This is a genomic window from Achromobacter ruhlandii (assembly GCF_902859695.1).
Classification (GTDB): Bacteria; Pseudomonadota; Gammaproteobacteria; order Burkholderiales; family Burkholderiaceae_B; genus Achromobacter; species Achromobacter ruhlandii.
In genome coordinates, this window is the sequence record NZ_CADIJL010000005.1 from 1 (window position 1) to 18,071 (window position 18,071).

17 protein-coding genes are annotated in these 18,071 nt (G+C 68.3%); 10 read left to right on the forward strand and 7 right to left on the reverse strand.

The genetic code is table 11. From position 1 onward, the window contains the following. Nucleotides 1-80 precede the first annotated feature (80 nt). A complete protein-coding gene (locus tag HV742_RS08310; protein ID WP_081330259.1) occupies nt 81-476 on the reverse strand; it encodes a helix-turn-helix domain-containing protein in 396 nt (131 codons plus the stop codon). Nucleotides 477-1,155: 679 nt separating this feature from the next. Here HV742_RS08310 and HV742_RS08315 point away from each other — a divergent pair. Continuing rightward, nucleotides 1,156-1,971, forward strand: a complete 816-nt coding sequence (locus HV742_RS08315; protein WP_049076269.1) for a winged helix-turn-helix domain-containing protein — start codon at nt 1,156-1,158, stop codon at nt 1,969-1,971. A gap of 423 nt (nt 1,972-2,394) precedes the next feature. Next, entirely contained in the window at nt 2,395-3,606 is a 1,212-nt protein-coding gene (gene kch / locus HV742_RS08320; RefSeq protein WP_175144803.1) for a voltage-gated potassium channel protein, read from the forward strand. A 33-nt stretch (nt 3,607-3,639) separates the two neighbouring features. Here kch and HV742_RS08325 read toward each other — a convergent pair whose 3' ends face one another. The 3 genes from HV742_RS08325 to HV742_RS08335 form a co-directional block, all read right to left on the reverse strand. Continuing rightward, on the reverse strand, nt 3,640-4,020 hold the full coding sequence (locus HV742_RS08325; protein ID WP_254601007.1) for a DUF4156 domain-containing protein: 381 nt from the start codon (nt 4,018-4,020) through the stop codon (nt 3,640-3,642). 90 nt (nt 4,021-4,110) lie between these two features. Beyond that, on the reverse strand, nt 4,111-4,344 hold the full coding sequence (locus HV742_RS08330) for a helix-turn-helix domain-containing protein (RefSeq protein WP_175144804.1): 234 nt from the start codon (nt 4,342-4,344) through the stop codon (nt 4,111-4,113). Next, nucleotides 4,344-4,997 carry a hypothetical protein gene (locus tag HV742_RS08335; protein WP_175144805.1) on the reverse strand — a complete coding sequence of 218 codons (654 nt, stop codon included), beginning with the start codon at nt 4,995-4,997 and terminating at the stop codon, nt 4,344-4,346. Before HV742_RS08335 ends, HV742_RS08330 begins: the two co-directional genes overlap by 1 nt. A gap of 96 nt (nt 4,998-5,093) precedes the next feature. On the opposite strand from HV742_RS08335, the gene HV742_RS08340 reads away from it, so the two are divergent. Beyond that, the gene (locus HV742_RS08340; RefSeq protein ID WP_049076277.1) at nt 5,094-5,336 is read left to right on the forward strand and encodes a hypothetical protein; all 243 of its coding nucleotides are present in this window, start codon (nt 5,094-5,096) and stop codon (nt 5,334-5,336) included. A 4-nt stretch (nt 5,337-5,340) separates the two neighbouring features. Here HV742_RS08340 and HV742_RS08345 read toward each other — a convergent pair whose 3' ends face one another. Next, a complete protein-coding gene (locus HV742_RS08345) occupies nt 5,341-6,909 on the reverse strand; it encodes an EAL domain-containing protein (protein ID WP_100507561.1) in 1,569 nt (522 codons plus the stop codon). A 132-nt stretch (nt 6,910-7,041) separates the two neighbouring features. Continuing rightward, complete coding sequence (locus HV742_RS08350) at nt 7,042-7,644, reverse strand: TetR/AcrR family transcriptional regulator (RefSeq protein ID WP_049076280.1); 603 nt, start codon at nt 7,642-7,644, stop codon at nt 7,042-7,044. A gap of 227 nt (nt 7,645-7,871) precedes the next feature. On the opposite strand from HV742_RS08350, the gene HV742_RS08355 reads away from it, so the two are divergent. Genes HV742_RS08355 through phbB form a run of 7 tightly spaced genes read left to right on the forward strand, consistent with a single transcriptional unit; the run spans nt 7,872 to nt 17,090 of the window. Then, on the forward strand, nt 7,872-9,392 hold the full coding sequence (locus tag HV742_RS08355) for a PHA/PHB synthase family protein (protein ID WP_175144806.1): 1,521 nt from the start codon (nt 7,872-7,874) through the stop codon (nt 9,390-9,392). Nucleotides 9,393-9,394: 2 nt separating this feature from the next. Beyond that, a complete protein-coding gene (locus HV742_RS08360; RefSeq protein WP_175144807.1) occupies nt 9,395-10,888 on the forward strand; it encodes an efflux transporter outer membrane subunit in 1,494 nt (497 codons plus the stop codon). Continuing rightward, on the forward strand, nt 10,885-11,952 hold the full coding sequence (locus HV742_RS08365) for an HlyD family secretion protein (protein ID WP_063582118.1): 1,068 nt from the start codon (nt 10,885-10,887) through the stop codon (nt 11,950-11,952). Before HV742_RS08360 ends, HV742_RS08365 begins: the two co-directional genes overlap by 4 nt. Continuing rightward, on the forward strand, nt 11,952-14,705 hold the full coding sequence (gene rbbA, locus HV742_RS08370; RefSeq protein WP_175144808.1) for a ribosome-associated ATPase/putative transporter RbbA: 2,754 nt from the start codon (nt 11,952-11,954) through the stop codon (nt 14,703-14,705). The genes HV742_RS08365 and rbbA overlap by 1 nt, the downstream gene beginning before the upstream one ends. Nucleotides 14,706-14,708: 3 nt before the next feature. Then, the gene (locus tag HV742_RS08375) at nt 14,709-15,836 is read left to right on the forward strand and encodes an ABC transporter permease (RefSeq protein WP_063585029.1); all 1,128 of its coding nucleotides are present in this window, start codon (nt 14,709-14,711) and stop codon (nt 15,834-15,836) included. Nucleotides 15,837-15,880: 44 nt separating this feature from the next. Then, nucleotides 15,881-16,354, forward strand: coding sequence for a hypothetical protein (locus HV742_RS08380; RefSeq protein WP_374700495.1), 474 nt, complete (start codon nt 15,881-15,883; stop codon nt 16,352-16,354). Then, complete coding sequence (phbB, locus tag HV742_RS08385) at nt 16,344-17,090, forward strand: acetoacetyl-CoA reductase (protein ID WP_175144809.1); 747 nt, start codon at nt 16,344-16,346, stop codon at nt 17,088-17,090. Before HV742_RS08380 ends, phbB begins: the two co-directional genes overlap by 11 nt. Nucleotides 17,091-17,122: 32 nt before the next feature. Here the strand turns inward: phbB and HV742_RS08390 are convergent, their stop codons facing one another. Continuing rightward, nucleotides 17,123-18,019 carry a LysR family transcriptional regulator gene (locus HV742_RS08390; protein ID WP_175144810.1) on the reverse strand — a complete coding sequence of 299 codons (897 nt, stop codon included), beginning with the start codon at nt 18,017-18,019 and terminating at the stop codon, nt 17,123-17,125. Nucleotides 18,020-18,071 lie beyond the last annotated feature (52 nt).

Sequence of the window (18,071 nt, forward strand, 5' to 3'; positions counted from 1 at the left end):
CGCGACACGCGCCGGCGCGCCGCGGCCCCAGGCGCGCGCGGCCGGCGCGGCCGCGGGAACGATGCCTCGCGCGCCTTCGACTATTCGCCGCGCGCCTTGATGTAGGCCGCCAGTACCTGTTCGATCTGGCGCTTCTCCTGCAGGCTCAGGCGTGCATAAGTGGCGTACGACACCGTTTCGAAGGGCCAGGGCGGCGCTTCGGCGCGGCCGTCGGCGCTGGCGACGGTTTCGGCATGACCGGCGTCGAGCATCGGCCCCTCGCCGGTGCTGAGCCACATGGGATTGACCCTCAGCGCGCGGGTCAGCTTGATGAGCGCATCGCTGGAGGGTTGCAGGCGCTGGCCGCTTTCATAGTTGCCGATGGCGCTTTGCGACAGGTTGCTCGCGACTGCCAGGTCCTTCTGTGTCCATCCCTGAAGCATTCTTGCATTGCGCAGACGATGGCTAAACGTGTCCAATCGATCAACCTGAGACATTAATATGAATTTATTTATTTGATTAAAACATCTCAATACTGCCGTCAAATAAACGGATTACACCCCAATTCCGTGGCTAATCCGTAAATCGCGGCAAGCCCCGCGGCCCACGCCCGTCCCCACCGCCGCGCCATCGCGACCCGCTTCGCGGCACCGCAAAAAAAACCATTGCTATCATCGGCTTGCGTCCATGCCCGCGATGCGCGCCCGAGCTCTCCTCGCGCGCCCGATGGCCGCACGGCGGGGATAAATCCGGGCGAGTTTATGTGCTTTCCGGGATTGAAAATAGAAAATAATGTATCGGTAATACTTAATATCTTATTGTCGCAGCGGCACAAACGAACAGCGTTTCAAGCGCTTCGCGGCAATACGCTCCACCGCCACTGTTACCAGCAGAAACTACAGAAACTTATCTTCACAAAAAAACACGCCCGTGTTTAAATGAAACACGGGCGTGACTTCCATGCGGAATCGGATCCTCGGCGGCCAGGGCGCAACGCGCCCGAGCCAAGCGCCGCCCAGACCCCGACCGCCGCCGCGGCCCAGACGCGGATCAACACAGTTCAGACCTTCGCCCGCCACCAGACAACACCGCCAGATGCCGCCACATCATGGCGCAGCACAGGGAGAGGGGCATGACACGCAGGAATCACGCGGTCGCAGGCGCAGGCTGGCATCCATGAACAACACCCTCGATGTCATCTTTCTCGGCCGCGACGGCGCCCACCACATCGGGCTGGTCGAGGCCCTGTCGCATCTGGGCTTCAGCGTGCGGCGCTGCCACGACCTGGCCGACGTCTACGACCGCTATTCGCGCCGCCCCAGTCCGCTGGTCATCCTGGAAGCGCCCCTGCCGGACATCCACAACGCCGCCGTGCGGCTGCGCGCCATCGACCGCAGCCTGGGCATCGTCGCCATCGCGCCGTTCGGTTCCCAGGAAAACCGCATCCGCACCCTGCTGTGCGGCGCCGATGCCTGCCTGCCGCCGGAGGTGACGGGACTGGAGCTGGCGGCGGTGCTGCAGGCGCTGGTGCGGCGCGCCGTCGGCCTGGACCTGTCCGACCCGGTGGTCGAGCCGGCGCACGACGAACCGCAACAGGAAACCTGGCGGTTGGCCAACAAGGGCTGGACCCTGATCAGCCCCGTCGGCCGCAGCCTGGGGCTGACCACGGGCGAACGGGACTTCCTGACACGGCTGGTCAAGGCGCCCGACCGCAAGGTCAGCCGCGATGCCTTCTATCCAGACGGGGCCGAGGATGCCGACGGCGTCATCACGCGGCGCCGCTTCGTCGATGTGATGATCAGCCGCCTGCGGCGCAAGGCGACCGCCCACCACATGACGCTGCCGATCCGCGCCGTGCATGGCTGGGGCTACATGTTCGCGGCGGATATCGCGCTGGAACTGGATCCGCGGGAGGCTGGGGAGGAAGGTCGTCCGGAAGGACAGGAGGATTGGCGCCGCGACACGGTGGATGCGAACGCGCCATCTTATTGATACGCTATGGGGCGGCTGGCGCGAGGCGAAAAAAACGCGGCGCTGCCCCGAAGGTAAGACGCCGCGCTAAAACAACACGTGAGCCTGGAGTCATCAGCCGGCACTGATGCCTTCTACCTAGATCACGCGATTCCAACATTCGTGCCTCATACTACTCACGCACGGACTGGCCGTGAGCCCGGCCGGGGTCTCTAGTCCCCACCCAAGCTGCAGCGTGATAACGCCCGGGGATTTGTCCGCCCTGGCTGCTGGCGGGCTTATCGCCCGTATCAGCGGCGTTCCTTTCGGATAGCCGCGTGATGAAAGAAGTTTAGGACGTCGGGCCCGATTCAAGTAATTCTTTGTTGATAGCCTTCTATACATATTGGATATAGCAAGCTCCACGCGGGCGCCTATAGAATGCAGGCAAAGGATGCCCCCGCCATGTTCAATCCCCTGCCCGGTCTCGCGCGCCGCGTGCGCCGTGTGTTCTCCCTGGTTCCGCCCAACTGGTGCCTTGCCATCCTGGTGGCTCTGGATGGGTATGCCTTCATGCATCCGGTGCTGCGCGAAGTGCGCGCGCGCGAATATTCCTTCTGGCTGGCGCTGGACAACTGGCATGACGTGATGCAGGTGGTGGGCCTGCTGGAGATCCCGCGACTGGTGCTGGGCGTGGGCCTGCAGATCATCGCCATCGGGCTGATCCTGAAGGCGCGCATCGCGTGGGCCTTCTCGCTGGTGCTGCTGATCGGCATCGGCACCTTCGCCATCCTGGGCGAGGGCGGACGGGCCGGGCTGGGCATCTATACCTTGGTGCTGGTGGTCGCGCTGGTCGCCTACTGGCGCCGCTTCGACCGCGCCAGCGTGACCGCGGGTTCGCTCTTCGCCCTGGTCAGCATCGTGTCGCTGCTGATCTACGCGGTGTTCGGCACGCTGTACCTGGGCGAGGAATTCAACCCGCCCATCAAGGACGCGGCGACCGCGTTGTATTTCTCCATCGTCTCGATGTCGACGGTGGGCTATGGCGACATCACGCCGCACAGCAACGCGGCGCGGCTGTTCACCGCGTCGATTATCATTCTTGGCATCACCGTCTTCGCCACCTCCGTCAGCGCGATCGCCGGCCCGGTGATCGGCGGCAACCTGAAGCGGCTGGTCAAGGGCCGGTTTTCCAACGCCATGAGAAAAAACCACATCATCATCGCCGGCGCCACGCCACTGGCCCTGAGCGTCTACGACGGCCTGCGCCGCCGCGGCGACGAGGTCACGGTCATCGTGCCCGCCGGCGCGCCGCAGGAATACCCGGCGGCCACGGACCTGATCGAAGGCGATCCGTCCAGCGTCGAGGTGCTGCGCAGCGCGGGCGTGGCCCGCGCGCGCTATGTGCTGGCGCTGCGCGAGGACGACGCCGAAAACGCCTTCATCGTGCTGGCCGCCAAGGAGGCCACCGGCGAACAGGGCGCCAAGACCGTGGCCCTGGTCAACACCAGCAAGCACCTCGAAAAAATCCGCCGGGTGCAGCCCGACCTGGTGTTCTCGGTGCAATTGCTGGGCGCGGAATTGCTGACGCGCACCATCAACGGCGAACCCCTGGACAGCCAGTCCATCACTGACCTGTTCTTCGCCAAGGCCGCGCCGCAGGCCAAGGCCGGCTGATCCGGCCGGCGCGGCGCGCCGTTCCCCACGGCGTCAACCACAGCGGTAGACGTTGCCCGACAGCGTGACGTTAGTCTGCTCCAGGTGATCCTTGCCGCCGGTCTGGCCGGCACGCTGCGTCAACAGATACACCACGTTGCCACCCATCGCCGCGGCGCGGTTCTTCAAGTCGTCGCGCGCGCCCGTCTCAAGATCGGCGTTGGAGGTGATCGCCCCCGCCAGGAAATTGCCCTGGCTGCCGGTGACGTCGCCCAGGAATACGCACTCCTTGCCGGGTTCGTTGTGGGTGATGCGCACGCTGGCGGCGGCGCCTGGCGCCAGCGCGGTTGGCGCGCAGGCCGCCAGCGTGGCGACGCAGGCCAGGAGGGAAGCGAGGCGCAACGTATCGCGGGACAGCGCGGACAGAGTTTGCATGACAGCAGGCATCCATCAAAAGGACGTGGAAAGCCGGCGCCTGGCCGCAAACCGGGCGCTGGAACGGAAAGCCACAAAAGGGGAATGACGTCAGTCGGGCTCTGCATCGCCCGGCCCCGGGCCGGGTTGGTATTCGAGCAGGTCGCCGGGTTGGCATTGCAGCACTTCGCAGATGCGCTCCAGCGTATCGAAACGCATGCCCTTGACCTTGCCCGACTTGAGCAGCGACAGGTTCGGCTCGGTAATACCGATCTCCTGGGCCAGCTGGCGCGCTTTCATCTTGCGCTGCGCCAGCATCACGTCCAGCCGTACGATGATCGCCATCAGATGAAACCCCGATTCTCTTCCGCGACCCGGGCCGCCTCTTCCATGGCCCAGGCCAGCGAGAACAACAGGCCGCCGAGCAGGGCCAGCAGGATGTCGCTGACATCGATGTCGATGAGCATGTGGCGTCCGCCCGGCCCATTGGCCAGCGTCAGGGCCAGCACCAGCACCGTCTTGAGCACCGGCACGGCCGCGCTGAACACGGTGACCAACACGGCGATGCCGCGCAGGCGGCGCGCGCTGGCGACGGTCAGCACGTCGCCGCGACCGAAGTCGGCGAACATGGCATAGGCATGGGCGATGCCGCGCAAGGCCAGCCCCGCCAGCACGCCGAACAGCGCGAAACCCAGCACCCGGTAGCCCGGCCCCAACTGCAGGCGCGGCACGCTGGCCGGCGAGGCCAGCCCGATGTGCACGCCCTCGGACGCCGGCACCGCCGCCGTGACACCGAGGAAAGAATAGATGCCCCGGGCCAGTACGGCCTCGGAGGTGAAGAACCACATGGCGACCAGAGCGGTCACCAGCAGCACCGCGGCCGCGATCAGCAGGCCGCGCATCCAACGCGACAGGCGGCGGATGCGGTCGAGCCGTGCGCCGCCCTCGGCGGCAATGGCGGATTCATGGGTCGGCGAGGAAGTCAGCGCTGCGGCCAAGGGAGGCTCCGGAACACGTTGCTCGGATGATTAGGTTGCTGTAGTGTAGCAATAAATTATCGTTTTACAATAATTTTTTATCACGACAGATAAATCATGAAACTCACTCTCGCGGCGCTGGCGCTGCTCGCCGCGCTACTGCTGTTGGGGGTGGCGGTGGCTTGCGCCTGTGGCAATGGCGATGATGCGCGCGAGCACGCGTGCCGGTGCGACGCCCAGGCCGACGCGCCGCGCGCGGCCGGCCCGTGGTCGTTCAGCAATCGCTTCTCGCTGCTGACCCTGCCGCGCCTGACGGTGCCGTTCGTCCACGATGGCGCGGACTGCGCCTGCTGGCGCTAGCGCCTCAACCGGGCGGCGCGCCGCGCATGCGCGGCGCGCCCGCATTCTCGGCATACCAGCGCACGAAATCGGCCGACCGCATGGGTCGCGCGAACAGGTAGCCCTGGATGAAGGCCACACCGCGGCTGGTCAGGTAATCGAACTGCTGCGGCGTTTCCACCCCTTCGGCCACCACCGCCAGGCCCAGCCGGTGCGACAGCATGATGATCACGTCCAGCACCGGCGCCTCTTCGCCATCGGCCTGGATGGCCTGCACGAAGCCTTTGTCGATCTTGAGATAGTCGACCGGAAATTTCTGCAGGTACGACAGGGAGCAATGGCCCGTGCCGAAATCGTCGATGGCCACGAATACGCCCTGTCCGCGCAGCGCGTCGATGTTGGCGCGGGCCTGGCCGTTGTCGGTGATCAGGCTGCGCTCGGTGATTTCCAGCACCATCAACGACGGCCGGATGGCGGCGCGAAAGGCCTGCACGTCCGCCACCAGCGTCGGGCAGGACAGGTGCTCGGGCGCCACGTTCACGGCGATATGGAAGTCCGGCGGCGTCGCCCAGCCTTGCATGTCGCGCTGGATCAGCTTGAGCAGATGCTGCGTCAGCGGCACGATCATGTCCTCGGCCTCCGCCGCCGCGATGAAGATGTCGGGCCGCACCGCCCCCACGCCGGGCCGGTCCCAGCGCATCAGGGCCTCGGCGCCCTCGCAGCGGCCGGTGGCCTGGCCATACACCGGCTGGTACTCGACATGGAACTCGTCGGCCAGCATGGCGCGGCGCAGCTGTTCCTTGAACGATTGCCGGTTCACCTGCAGCCGGTAGGCGCCGAAGGCCAGCAATGCGCCGCACAGCATGGCGACGGGCAGATACGTGAGCAGCAGCTGCTGCCAGGCGCGCACCACGGTTTCGGCTGGCGCCATCACCCTGACGACCAGGTCGCCGTGGCCGGCCACCGGCTCGGCCGACTCGAACAAGCGCTCGACGGCGGCCGCTCCCCATGCGTCATTGCGGATGGGCGCGCCGCCGCCCAACGAGACCTCCAGCTGGTAAGCCCCCAGCGACGACACTGCGTTGAGCAGGTCTTGGACGTAGCGTCCGTCGACGACCACCACGCCGCCCCGGCCGTCCTCGCCGGCCATGCCCAGCAGCAGGGCCGACCGCTCCGGCGCCAGCGGTGTGCCGGCCACGCTGACGAACCATTGCGTCGGCGGCGTGCCGACAGGCCAGCGGTGGAACGCGCCGGTCTCGTAGTCCACCTCGCCCAGGGCCGACGAGCAATAGATGTGTTCTTGCTTGACCAGCAACAGCGAACGGAAATACGGATTGAGCGTGCCCCAGCGGTACAGGTCGGCGCGCGCGGTCTGGCAGGGCTGCGCCGACAGGGCCGTGACGCGCGGCAGGATATCGAGGGCGCGGGCCAGGATCTGCTCGGTCTGCACCCGCACGATCCGCCCCGCCGTGGCGGCCTCGGCGCGTTCGGTGCTCAACGCGTGCAGCCAGGTCCAGCCGATGCAGCCGAGCACGGGCAGCACCAGGGCCAGCGCCACCGGAAAATAGCGCCAGGACGGCACGCGGACCGTCATTCCTGAAGTGGGCACATCGTCCTCGCAGCGTCAGTCGTGGGGGTGACGCAAGGATACAGGGAGGCCGCACCCCGCGCATCATGACGGCGCCGTCGCTCGGCGGCCATGCCGGGCGGATTTCCGTGCGTGTCGCTACAGCAGATCGCAGATCAGCGCCACGTGCGCCTCGCGCCGCTGCGGCAGGTTGAGGCGTTCATCCGGTCCCAGCAGGATCGCCATGAAGATGGCGTGGACCACCGGCGACAACAGCAGCCAAGGGTGCCGCAGCGCAGCGCCATCACCGCACAGGCCGCGCGCGCGGGCCAGTTCCAGCAATTGCGCGATGTCGGCCTGGTGGGCGTCGGCGGTCTGTTCGCGCCAGCGGCGCGCCAGGTGCGGCACGCGCAGGCTTTCGGCCAGCAGCAGGCGCATGGCGGCGATCATGGCGGGGTTGGCGAGGCTGGCATAGAGATGATTGACGAGCCGCTCGGCCAGGTGGCGGGGGCTGGAGGAGCCTTCGACCAGGGCGCGGGCATCGAGACGGGGCGGACAGAGGTAGCGCGCCAGCAGCGCCTCGAAGACCTCTTCCTTGCTGGCGAAGTGCGCGTACAGGCCTCCCTTGGACAACCCCGCGCGCAAGGCGATGTCGTCCATGCGGGCGCCGGCATAGCCGGCGGCCGAGAACTCCTGCAGCGCGGCGTCGAGGATCTGCCCGACGCGCACGGTCGGAGGGAGACGCAGACGTTGCGTGCTCATCACCACTGCTCCCTGTGCGAATTGGCGCGCGGACGCACCGCCGGCCAACCGCTCCATTAAAAACCGACCGGTCAGTCGTTAGCTTGATCCTGATCAAGGATTGATCAGGCCAGCGGCGGCACAATGGTTTCGAAGTCGGATTTGTCCGACGCCAGGCCACAAGCCCGGTTGCGCGACGATCCGTCCCCACGCGAGGCAATCCCGCCCCCGTGCGCCCCGGAGCCCTCATGCCGATCACGCCCCCGCCAGCCCCCCAGCAGAATGCGGCGCACGCAGGCCGGTTCGATGACGACGCCTGGCGGCAGTGGCCCTTTGCGCTGTGGTGCCAGGGCTTCATGCAGGCCGAGCAGGCCTGGGACACGTTTGCCCGCGCCCTGCCCCTGGCCGACCCGCACCAGCGCGCGCTGGCGGCCTTCGCCGCGCGCCAGTGGCTGGAACCGCTCGCTCCCGACAACAATCCCTATACCAATCCCCTGGTGTGGCGCCGGACGCTGGAAGAAAGCGGCGCCAACCTGCTGCGCGGCGCCTGCCACGCCTGGGAGGACGGCCTGCGCCAGTGGGCCGGGCTGCCGCCCGCCGGCGCCGAACACTTCCGCCCTGGCCACGAGGTTGCCGCCACCCCCGGCAAGGTAATTCTGCGCAATCACCTGGCCGAGCTGATCCAGTACCGGCCCGCGACCGGCCGGGTGCGGCCCGAGCCGATCCTCATCGTGCCGGCCTGGATCATGAAGTACTACGTGCTCGATCTGTCGCCCCACAACTCGCTGATCCGCTATCTGGTCGGCCAGGGCTACACGGTGTTCTGCGTGTCATGGAAGAACCCCACGGCGGCCGATCGCGACCTGGGCCTGGAGGATTACCTGCGCCTGGGCGTGCGCGAGCCTCTGGCGGCGATCGAGGCCATCATGCCCGGCGCCAGGGTACATGCGACGGGCTACTGCCTGGGCGGCACCCTGCTCGCCATGGCCGCCAGCGCCATGGCGCGCGACGGCGACCGCCGCCTGGCCAGCCTGAGCCTGCTGGCGGCGCAGACCGACTTCAGCGAACCCGGCGAGCTGGGCCTGTTCATCGATGCCTTCCAGGTTGCGCTGATGGAGGCCGAAATGACGGCGCTGGGCTATTTCCCGGCGCGCCAGATGAGCGGCGCGTTCCAACTGTTGCGCGCACGCCAGTTGGTGTGGTCGCGCATGACCAGCGAATACCTGCTGGGCCAGCGCCGCCCCATGACCGACCTGCAGGCCTGGAACGCCGACGCCACCCGCATGCCCGCGCGCATGCACGGCCAGTACCTGCGCCACCTGTACCTGGACAACGACCTGGCCGCCGGCCGCTTCGCCGTGGATGGCCGACCGGTGCGACTGGCGGACCTGAGCCTGCCGATCTTCTGCGTCGGCACCGAGACGGACCATGTGGCGCCGTGGCGTTCGGTCTACAAGCTGCACGGCCTGTCGCCGGCCGCGCTGACGTTCGTGCTGACCAGCGGCGGCCACAACGCCGGCATCGTCAGCGAACCGGGCCATCCGCGGCGGCGCTTTCGCAGCCTGCTGCGCGCGGCGGGACAGCCCGCGCTGACCCCGGAGGCCTGGCTGGCGGCGGCCACGCCGCATGAAGGCTCGTGGTGGCCGCACTGGCGCGGCTGGCTCGACGCGCTGTCCGGCCAGCCGGTCCGCCCTCCCGCCCTGGGCGCCGCGCGCAAAGGCTATCCCGCGCTGGACGACGCGCCCGGCGCTTATGTGATGGAGAAATGAGCATGACCCGCCGCCCCCTTTCGCGATGGCGCGCCGCCCGGCTGGCGCCGGCCGCCCTGGCCGTGCTGCTGGCGCAGGGCTGCGTGTCGATGGCGCCACAATACGCGCGGCCCGCGGCGCCGGTGGCCGCCGCCTACCCCGACCAGGCCGCCACGCCCGGGGGCGCGGCGCTGAGCGCGGCCCGGGTCGACTGGCGCGGCTACTTCACCGATCCCGTGCTGCAAGGGCTGATCGGCGACGCCCTGGCCCACAACCGCGACCTGCGCGTGGCCCTGCTGCGCGTCGAGGAAGCGCGCGCGCTCTATGGCATTCAACGCGCCGACCAGTTTCCCACCATCGGCCTGCGCGCGGACGGCACCCGCGCCCGCACGCCGGGCGACCTGAACATCACCGGCCAGCCGCAAGTGGCCAGCCAATACCAGGCCGGCGTCGGCATGGCGGCATGGGAGCTGGACTTCTGGGGCCGCGTGCGCAGCCTCAAGGACGCCGCGCTGGAGAACTACCTGGCGTCCGACGCCGCCGCCGAAGCCGCCACGCTGACCCTGATCGCGCAGGTTGCCGACAGCTATCTGTCGCTGCGCGAACTGGATGAGCGACTGGCGCTGACGCGCGCGACGATCGCCTCGCGCGAGGAGTCGCTGCGCATATTCCGCCGGCGCTACGAAGTCGGCTCGATCTCGAAGCTGGACCTGACGCAGGTCGAGACGCTGTGGCAGCAGGCCCGGGCGCTGGGCGCCGATCTGGAACAGGCCCGCGCCACCCAGGCCCATGCGCTGGAGCTGCTGACCGGCCAGCCCCTGACGCTGCCGCTGCCGCGCGCCGGCCTGGACGACGACAGCGTCATGCGCGACCTGCCGGCGGGGCTGCCGTCGGACCTGCTGACCAACCGGCCCGACATCGTCGCCGCCGAACACCAGCTGCGCGCGGCCAACGCCAACATCGGCGCGGCCCGCGCCGCCTTCTTTCCGCGCATCACGCTGACCGGCGCATTCGGCACCGCCAGCGCCGAGCTGGATGGCCTGTTCGGCAGCGGCAGCCGCGCCTGGAATTTCGCGCCCAGCATTGACCTGCCGATCTTCGACGCCGGACGCCGCGGCGCCAATCTCGACCTGGCCGAAGTCCGGCGCGATCAGGCCGTGGCCAGCTACGAGCGCGCCATCCAGGGCGCCTTCAAGGACGTTGCCGACGCCTTGTCGGCGCGCCGGTGGCTGGCCGAACAGGTCCAGGTATTGCGCGCCACCGTGGACGCGCAGGCCGACCGCGCGCGCCTGGCCAAGCTGCGCTACGACCACGGCGCCTCGCCCTATCTGGAAGTCCTGGACGCGCAGCGCGACCTGCTGGCCGCGCAGCAGACGCTGGTGCAGACCCGCCGCGCGCTGCTGTCTGCCCGCGTCGGCCTGTATGCCGCGCTGGGCGGCGGCACGCAGGCGCGCGCCGCCGCCCAGCCCGCGACCCCGCCTGGCCCCCTGCCGCTCAACACAGGATCCGCATCATGAAGTTGCCCACCCGAAAACTGATTCCCCTGCTCGCGATCGTGGCCGTGGCGGCCGCCGGCTACTACGGCTGGCGCCTGCTGTCCGACACCGGCCCCGGCGCCGGCTTCGTCAGCGGCAATGGCCGCATCGAGGCCACCGAGGTCGACGTCGCCACCAAGCTGGCCGGACGGGTCCAGGACGTGCTGGTGGCCGAGGGCGATTTCGTCAGCGCCGGCCAGCCGCTGGCCCGCATGCAGATCGACACGCTGCAGGCCCAGCGCGAGGAAGCGCGCGCGCAGCACCAGCAGGCCATCAACAACGCCGCCAGCGCCAGCGCCCAGATCGCGCAGCGCGAGAGCGACAAGCTGGCGGCCGAGGCCGTGGTGGCGCAGCGCGAAAGCGAGCTGGACGCCGCGCGCCGACGCCTGGCGCGCTCCGAGACCCTGTCCAGGGAGGGCGCCTCGTCGATCCAGGAACTGGATGACGACCGCGCCCGCATGCGCAGCGCGCAGGCCGCCGTCAACGCCGCGCGCGCCCAGGTCAAGGCGGCGCAGGCGGCCATCGACGCCGCCAAGGCGGCGCAGGTGGGCGCCCAGTCGGCGGTCAACGCGGCGCTGGCCACCATCGCCCGCATCGAGGCCGACATCGCCGACAGCGAACTGCGCGCCCCGCGCGACGGCCGGGTGCAGTACCGCGTGGCGCAGGCCGGCGAAGTGCTGGGCGCGGGCGGCAAGGTGCTGAACATGGTCGACCTGGCCGATGTCTACATGACCTTCTTCCTGCCGGAACAGGCGGCCGGCCGCGTCGCGCTGGGCCAGGACGTGCGCATCGTGCTGGACGCGGCGCCGCAGTATGTGATTCCCGCCAAGGTGTCGTTCGTGGCCAGCACCGCGCAGTTCACCCCCAAGACCGTCGAGACCGCCACCGAGCGCCAGAAGCTGATGTTCCGCGTCAAGGCGCAGATCGATCCCGAACTGCTGCGCCAGCACCTGCAACAGGTCAAGACCGGCCTGCCCGGCGTGGCCTGGCTGAAACTGGATGCCGACGCGCAGTGGCCCGCCAACCTTGAAGTCAAGGTGCCGTGATGGCCGCGACCACGACGGCCTCCCCCGCTCCGGTGGTCAAGCTGTCGGGGGTATCGCTGCGCTACGGCAAGACGCTGGCGCTGGACGCCATTTCGCTGGACATCCCCGCCGGCCGCATGGTCGGCCTGATCGGCCCGGACGGCGTGGGCAAGTCGAGCCTGCTGGCGCTGATCGCGGGATCGCGCGCGGTGCAGGAAGGCGCCGTCGAGGTGCTGGGCGGCGACATGGCCGACAAGCGCCACCGCGATGACGTCTGCCCGCGCATCGCCTACATGCCGCAAGGCCTGGGCAAGAATCTCTACCCCACCCTGTCGGTGGAAGAGAACCTGCAATTCTTCGGCCGCCTGTTCGGCCATGGGGAGGCCGAGCGCCGCCGCCGCATCGACAGCCTGACGCGCAGCACTGGCATGGCCGCGTTCCTGTCGCGCCCGGCGGGCAAGCTGTCCGGCGGCATGAAGCAGAAGCTGGGCCTGTGCTGCGCGCTGATCCACGACCCCGACCTGTTGATCCTGGACGAACCCACCACCGGCGTCGACCCGCTGGCGCGGGCCCAGTTCTGGGACCTGATCAATCAGATCCGGCGCGAACGCCCGGGCATGAGCGTGATCGTCGCCACCGCCTACATGGACGAGGCGCAGCGCTTCGACTGGCTCATCGCCATGGACGACGGCCGGGTGCTGGCCACCGGCACGCCCGACGAACTGCGCCAGCGGACCGGGGCCGACTCGCTGGAGGCCGCCTTCATCGCGCTGCTGCCCGAAGAGAAGCGGCGCGGGCACAAGCCCGTCGAGATCACGCCGCTGGCGCTGGGCGATGACGCGCCCATCGCCATCGAGGCGCGCGACCTGACCATGCGCTTCGGTGATTTCGTCGCCGTGGACCATGTCAACTTCCGCATCCGCAAGGGCGAGATCTTCGGCTTTCTGGGCTCCAACGGCTGCGGCAAGTCCACCACCATGAAGATGCTGACCGGCCTGTTGCCGGCCAGCGAAGGCCAGGCCTGGCTGTTCGGCGCCGAGGTCGATCCGCGCAACCTCGACACGCGCCGCCGGGTCGGCTACATGTCGCAGGCGTTTTCGTTGTACGGCGAGCTGACCGTGCGCCAGAACCTGGTGCTGCACGCGCGCCTGTTCCACGTGCCCGAAGCGGACATCCCCGGCCGCGTGGACGAAATGGTGGCGCGCTTCGAGTTGGGCGAAGCGCTGGACGATCTGCCCGAGAAGCTGCCGATGGGCGTGCGCCAGCGCCTGTCGCTGGCGGTGGCCATGGTGCACAAGCCCGAGCTGCTGATCCTGGACGAGCCGACCTCGGGCGTGGACCCGGTGGCGCGCGACAACTTCTGGCGCCTGCTGATCGCACTGGCGCGGCAGGACCAGGTCACCATCTTCATCTCGACCCATTTCATGAACGAGGCGCAGCGCTGCGACCGCATGTCGCTGATGCACGCCGGCAAGGTACTGGTGAGCGCCGCCCCCGACGAAATCACCCGCATGCGCGGCGCGAAGACGCTGGAGGAAGCCTTCATCGCCTACCTGATCGACGCGGGCGCGGGCACGGCGCCCGACGCGTCGCCGGCAATCGAACCGGCGCCCGTCGCGCCAGTACCGGAACCGGTGCACGCGCCGCGCGGCTTCAGCCTGCAGCGCATGTTCAGCTACATGTGGCGCGAGGCGCTGGAACTGCGCCGCGATCCGGTGCGCGCCACGCTGGCGCTGGCCGGCTCGCTGCTGCTGATGTTCGTGATCGGCTTTGGCATCAGCCTGGACGTGGAAGACCTGCGCTACGCGGTGATGGACCGCGACCAGACCGCGCTGAGCCAGAACTACAGCCTGAACCTGGCCGGCTCGCGCTACTTCATCGAGCAGCCGCCGATCACCAGCTACCAGGACATGGATGCCCGCATGCGCAGCGGCGAACTGTCGCTGGCGATCGAGATTCCGCAGGGTTTCGCGCGCGACGCCGCGCGCGGCCGCGATGCCCAGATCGGCGTCTGGATCGACGGCGCCATGCCGCAGCGCGCCGAGACCATCCGCGGCTATGTGCTGGGCATGCACCAGGGCTGGCTGCAGCAGCAGGCGCGCGAACGGCTGGGGGCCGGCGCCACGCAGCAGGTCGGCATCGAGACGCGCTTTCGCTACAACCCCGACGTGCGCAGCCTGCCGGCCATGGTGCCAGCCGTGATCCCGCTGCTGTTGCTGATGATGCCGGCCATGCTGACCGCGCTGGCGGTGGTGCGCGAAAAGGAGCTGGGTTCGATCATCAACCTGTACGTCACGCCGGTGACGCGGCTGGAATTCCTGCTGGGCAAGCAGGCGCCCTACGTGGCGCTGGCGATGCTGAACTTCCTGCTGATGACGCTGCTGGCGGTGACGCTGTTCGGCGTGCCGATCACCGGCAGCTTCCTCACGCTGCTGGCGGCCGCGCTGATCTACAACGTGGTGGCCACCGCCATCGGCCTGCTGGCCTCGACCTTCACCCGCAGCCAGATCGCGGCGCTGTTCTTTACCATGATCGGCACGCTGGTGCCGGCGGTGCAGTTCGCCGGCCTGCTCAACCCGGTGTCGTCGCTGGAAGGCGGCGGCAAGCTGATCGGCCAGGTCTACCCCGCCACCCACATGCTCACCATCAGCCGCGGCGTGTTCAGCAAGGCGCTGGATTTCTCCAACCTGCAGGGGTCGTTCTGGCCCCTGATCGTCGCGATCCCCGTGATCCTGGGCGCGTCGGTGCTGCTTCTGAGAAAGCAGGAGACCTGAACCATGCCGCGACATGCCGCCAATATTTTCCGCCTGGGCGTCAAGGAACTGTGGAGCCTGGCGCGCGATCCCATGATGCTGGCGCTGATCTTCGTGTCGTTCACGCTGATGATCTACACGGCCGCCACCGCCGTGCCCGAGTCGCTGCACAACGCGGCCATCGCGGTCGTGGACGAGGACGTCTCGCCGCTGTCCGCGCGCATCACCTCGGCGTTCTACCCGCCGCACTTCACGCGACCGGCGATGGTCACCTCGGCCGAGGCCGACGCCGGCATGGACGCCGGGCGCTACACCTTCGTGGTCAACGTGCCGCCGAACTTCCAGCGCGACGTGCTGGCCGGCAGGCCGGCCGAGATCCAGTTGAACGTGGACGCCACCCGCATGAGCCAGGCGTTCACCGGCAGCAGTTACATCCAGCAGATCATTACCGACGAGATCAACGAATTCGTCAAGCGCTACCGCAAGCCGACCGAGCTGCCGGTGGACCTGGCGGTGCGCATGCGCTTCAACCCCAACCTGACACAGGCCTGGTTCGGCAGCCTGATGGAGATCATCAACAACGTCACGATGCTGTCCATCATCCTGACCGGCGCGGCGCTGATCCGCGAGCGCGAGCATGGCACCATCGAGCACCTGCTGGTCATGCCGGTTACGCCGACCGAGATCATGCTGGCGAAAGTCTGGTCCATGGGGCTGGTCGTCCTGGTGTCGGCTGCGCTATCGTTGACATTCGTCGTGCGTGGCCTGCTGCAGGTGCCGGTCGAGGGATCGGTGGCGCTGTTCCTGGCCGGGGTGGCGCTGCACCTGTTCGCGACCACCTCCATGGGCATCTTCATGGCCACCCTCGCGCGCAGCATGCCGCAATTCGGCATGCTGCTGGTGCTGGTGCTGCTGCCGCTGCAGATGCTGTCCGGCGGCACCACGCCGCGCGAGAGCATGCCGGACTTCGTGCAGAACATCATGCTGGCCGCGCCCACCACCCATTTCGTGGAACTCGGCCAGGCAATTCTCTTTCGTGGCGCCGGCCTTGGCGTCGTATGGCAACCGTTCCTGGCGCTGGCGCTGATCGGCAGCGTCCTGTTCGCCTTCTCGTTGACCCGTTTCCGCAAGACCCTCAGCCAGATGGCGTGAGGCCTGTGCATTCGTTGCCCCTTACCACTCTTTTAAAAGGACGCATCATGAAGAAGACCACCGCTTCCACGCCCCAGGACCTCGCTGGCGCCAATGCCGCCTACTGCCAGCGCCTGGGCGAACTGGCGCGCGAAAGCCAGCAGCGCTGGCTGCAGCTGGGCCAGCGCCTGGCCAGCGACGGCACCGGCCAGTACCTGTCGACCCTGGCGCCGCTCAAGCTTGACGGCAACTGGCAGAACATCGCGCCCGCGCTGGGCGAGGTCACGCGCAAGCAATGGCAGTGTCAACTCGAGGCCAGCCAGGCCATCACCCACGCCGCGCTGGAAGACCAGGCGGCGCTGGCCGCGGGCGTCAGCGAGGCGGTGAGCGGCTGGCTGCGCAACGCCTCGGCCGCGGCCAGCGGCGGCCTGGCGGAGTCGCCGCTGACGCGCATGTGGTCGTCGTATTGCGACCAGATGACCTCGGCCTGCTCGGCCATGCGGGAAGCCAGCCAGTTCGGAGCGCGCCATGGCGAATAAACGCACCGCGCTCGTGACTGGCGGCACCGGCTGCCTGGGACGCGCCATCGCCCGGGCCCTGCTCGACGCCGGCCATGACGTCATCGTTACCTGCCACTCCAACGAGGCGGCCACGCGCGAATGGCTCGACGAGGAGGCGGCCGCCGGCCGCCGCTACGACATGGCCAAGGTCGACGTGGCCGACTACGACTCGTGCCAGGCGTTGGCCCAGCGCCTGGCGGACGAGGGCCGCCAGATCGACATCCTGGTCAACAACGCCGGCATCACCCGCGACGCCAGCCTGCGCAAGATGAGCTACGCGGACTGGAACGACGTGCTGCGCAGCAATCTCGATTCGATGTTCAACATGACGCAACCGCTGTGCGGGCCGATGGCCGACCGCGGCTGGGGACGCATCGTCAACATCTCGTCGGTGAATGGCTCCAAGGGTGCCTTCGGGCAGACCAACTACGCCGCGTCCAAGGCCGGCATCCACGGCTTCACCAAATCGCTGGCGCTGGAACTGGCCAGGAAGGGCGTCACGGTCAACACGGTGTCGCCGGGCTACCTGGCCACGCGCATGGTCGAGGCCGTGCCGGAAGACGTGCTCAAGGAGAAGATCCTGCCGCAGATTCCGCTGGGCCGGCTGGGCCAGCCCGACGAAATCGCCGCGCTGGTGGCGTTCATCTGCAGCGATGCGGCGGCGTTCATGACGGGAAGCAATGTCGCCATGAACGGCGGACAGCACATGTATTGAAGCGGATCGCGCGCTGCGGCGCCGCCGGCGGTTCAGGCCACCGGCGGCGCCAGTTCCTCGACCAGGAAGTCCACCAGCGCCCGCACTTTCGCCACCATATGGCGCCGCGACGGATACACCACGTACACGTCCGTCTCCACCGGCGTCCAATCAGTCAGCACCTGGCGCAAGGCGCCGATCTCCAGGTCGGCCTGCACGTAGACCCGCGGCACCAGGCTCACGCCCAGGCCGGCGCGCAACGCGTCGCGCACCGCCAGGCTGGAATTGACCTTGTAGCGCCCGCGCACCTGCACGCGTTCGACCTGGCCGGCGCGCTGGAAGGTCCATTCGTCGGCATGCCCCGACAGGGTGAAGCGCACGCATTCCAGGCGTCTCAGGTCGGCGGGCGCCTGTGGCTCGCCATGTTGGCGCAGGTAGGCCGGCGCGCCGCACAGCACATGCTCCAGCGTCATCAGCTTGCGCGCCACCAGGCTGGATTCCTCCAGCCTGTCGCTGCCGCGGATGGCCACGTCGAAGCCTTCCCGGATCAGGTCGATGCGGCGATCCTCCAGGTGCAGGTCCAGCGACAGACGCGGATGGCGCGCCAGGAAACGCGGCATGGCGGTCGCCAGCAGCGTCAGGCTCAGGGACATGGGCGCGCTGACCCGCAGCGTGCCAGTGGGTTCCTGCTGCAGCGGCCCCATCGACATGTCGGCATCGTGCAGGTCATCGAGGATGCGCGCGACCTGCTCGTAGTACTGCCGCCCCGCCTCGGTCAGGCTCATGCGGCGGGTGGTACGGTTCAGCAGGCGCACCGCCACATGCGCCTCCAGTTCGGCGATGTTCTTGCTGACGGCGGCGGGCGACAGCCCGAGCTGGCGCGAGGCCGCGGCGAAGCCGCCTTGCTCGACCACTTGGCGAAAGACCTTGAGCGCGGTGAGGTGGTCCATGAACGGGCCGCTTATTGTTTACCAGCAGTGAATGATGTCACCATCAGAATGG

Bases quoted from the DNA above. Each gene is read 5' to 3' on its own strand.
- HV742_RS08310 (WP_081330259.1), bottom strand. From the start codon at position 476: ATGTCTCAGGTTGATCGATTGGACACGTTTAGCCATCGTCTGCGCAAT.
- HV742_RS08315 (WP_049076269.1), top strand. From the start codon at position 1,156: ATGAACAACACCCTCGATGTCATCTTTCTCGGCCGCGACGGCGCCCAC.
- kch (WP_175144803.1), top strand. From the start codon at position 2,395: ATGTTCAATCCCCTGCCCGGTCTCGCGCGCCGCGTGCGCCGTGTGTTC.
- HV742_RS08325 (WP_254601007.1), bottom strand. From the start codon at position 4,020: ATGCAAACTCTGTCCGCGCTGTCCCGCGATACGTTGCGCCTCGCTTCC.
- HV742_RS08330 (WP_175144804.1), bottom strand. From the start codon at position 4,344: ATGGCGATCATCGTACGGCTGGACGTGATGCTGGCGCAGCGCAAGATG.
- HV742_RS08340 (WP_049076277.1), top strand. From the start codon at position 5,094: ATGAAACTCACTCTCGCGGCGCTGGCGCTGCTCGCCGCGCTACTGCTG.
- HV742_RS08345 (WP_100507561.1), bottom strand. From the start codon at position 6,909: ATGACGGTCCGCGTGCCGTCCTGGCGCTATTTTCCGGTGGCGCTGGCC.
- HV742_RS08350 (WP_049076280.1), bottom strand. From the start codon at position 7,644: ATGAGCACGCAACGTCTGCGTCTCCCTCCGACCGTGCGCGTCGGGCAG.
- HV742_RS08355 (WP_175144806.1), top strand. From the start codon at position 7,872: ATGCCGATCACGCCCCCGCCAGCCCCCCAGCAGAATGCGGCGCACGCA.
- HV742_RS08360 (WP_175144807.1), top strand. From the start codon at position 9,395: ATGACCCGCCGCCCCCTTTCGCGATGGCGCGCCGCCCGGCTGGCGCCG.
- HV742_RS08365 (WP_063582118.1), top strand. From the start codon at position 10,885: ATGAAGTTGCCCACCCGAAAACTGATTCCCCTGCTCGCGATCGTGGCC.
- rbbA (WP_175144808.1), top strand. From the start codon at position 11,952: ATGGCCGCGACCACGACGGCCTCCCCCGCTCCGGTGGTCAAGCTGTCG.
- HV742_RS08375 (WP_063585029.1), top strand. From the start codon at position 14,709: ATGCCGCGACATGCCGCCAATATTTTCCGCCTGGGCGTCAAGGAACTG.
- phbB (WP_175144809.1), top strand. From the start codon at position 16,344: ATGGCGAATAAACGCACCGCGCTCGTGACTGGCGGCACCGGCTGCCTG.
- HV742_RS08390 (WP_175144810.1), bottom strand. From the start codon at position 18,019: ATGGACCACCTCACCGCGCTCAAGGTCTTTCGCCAAGTGGTCGAGCAA.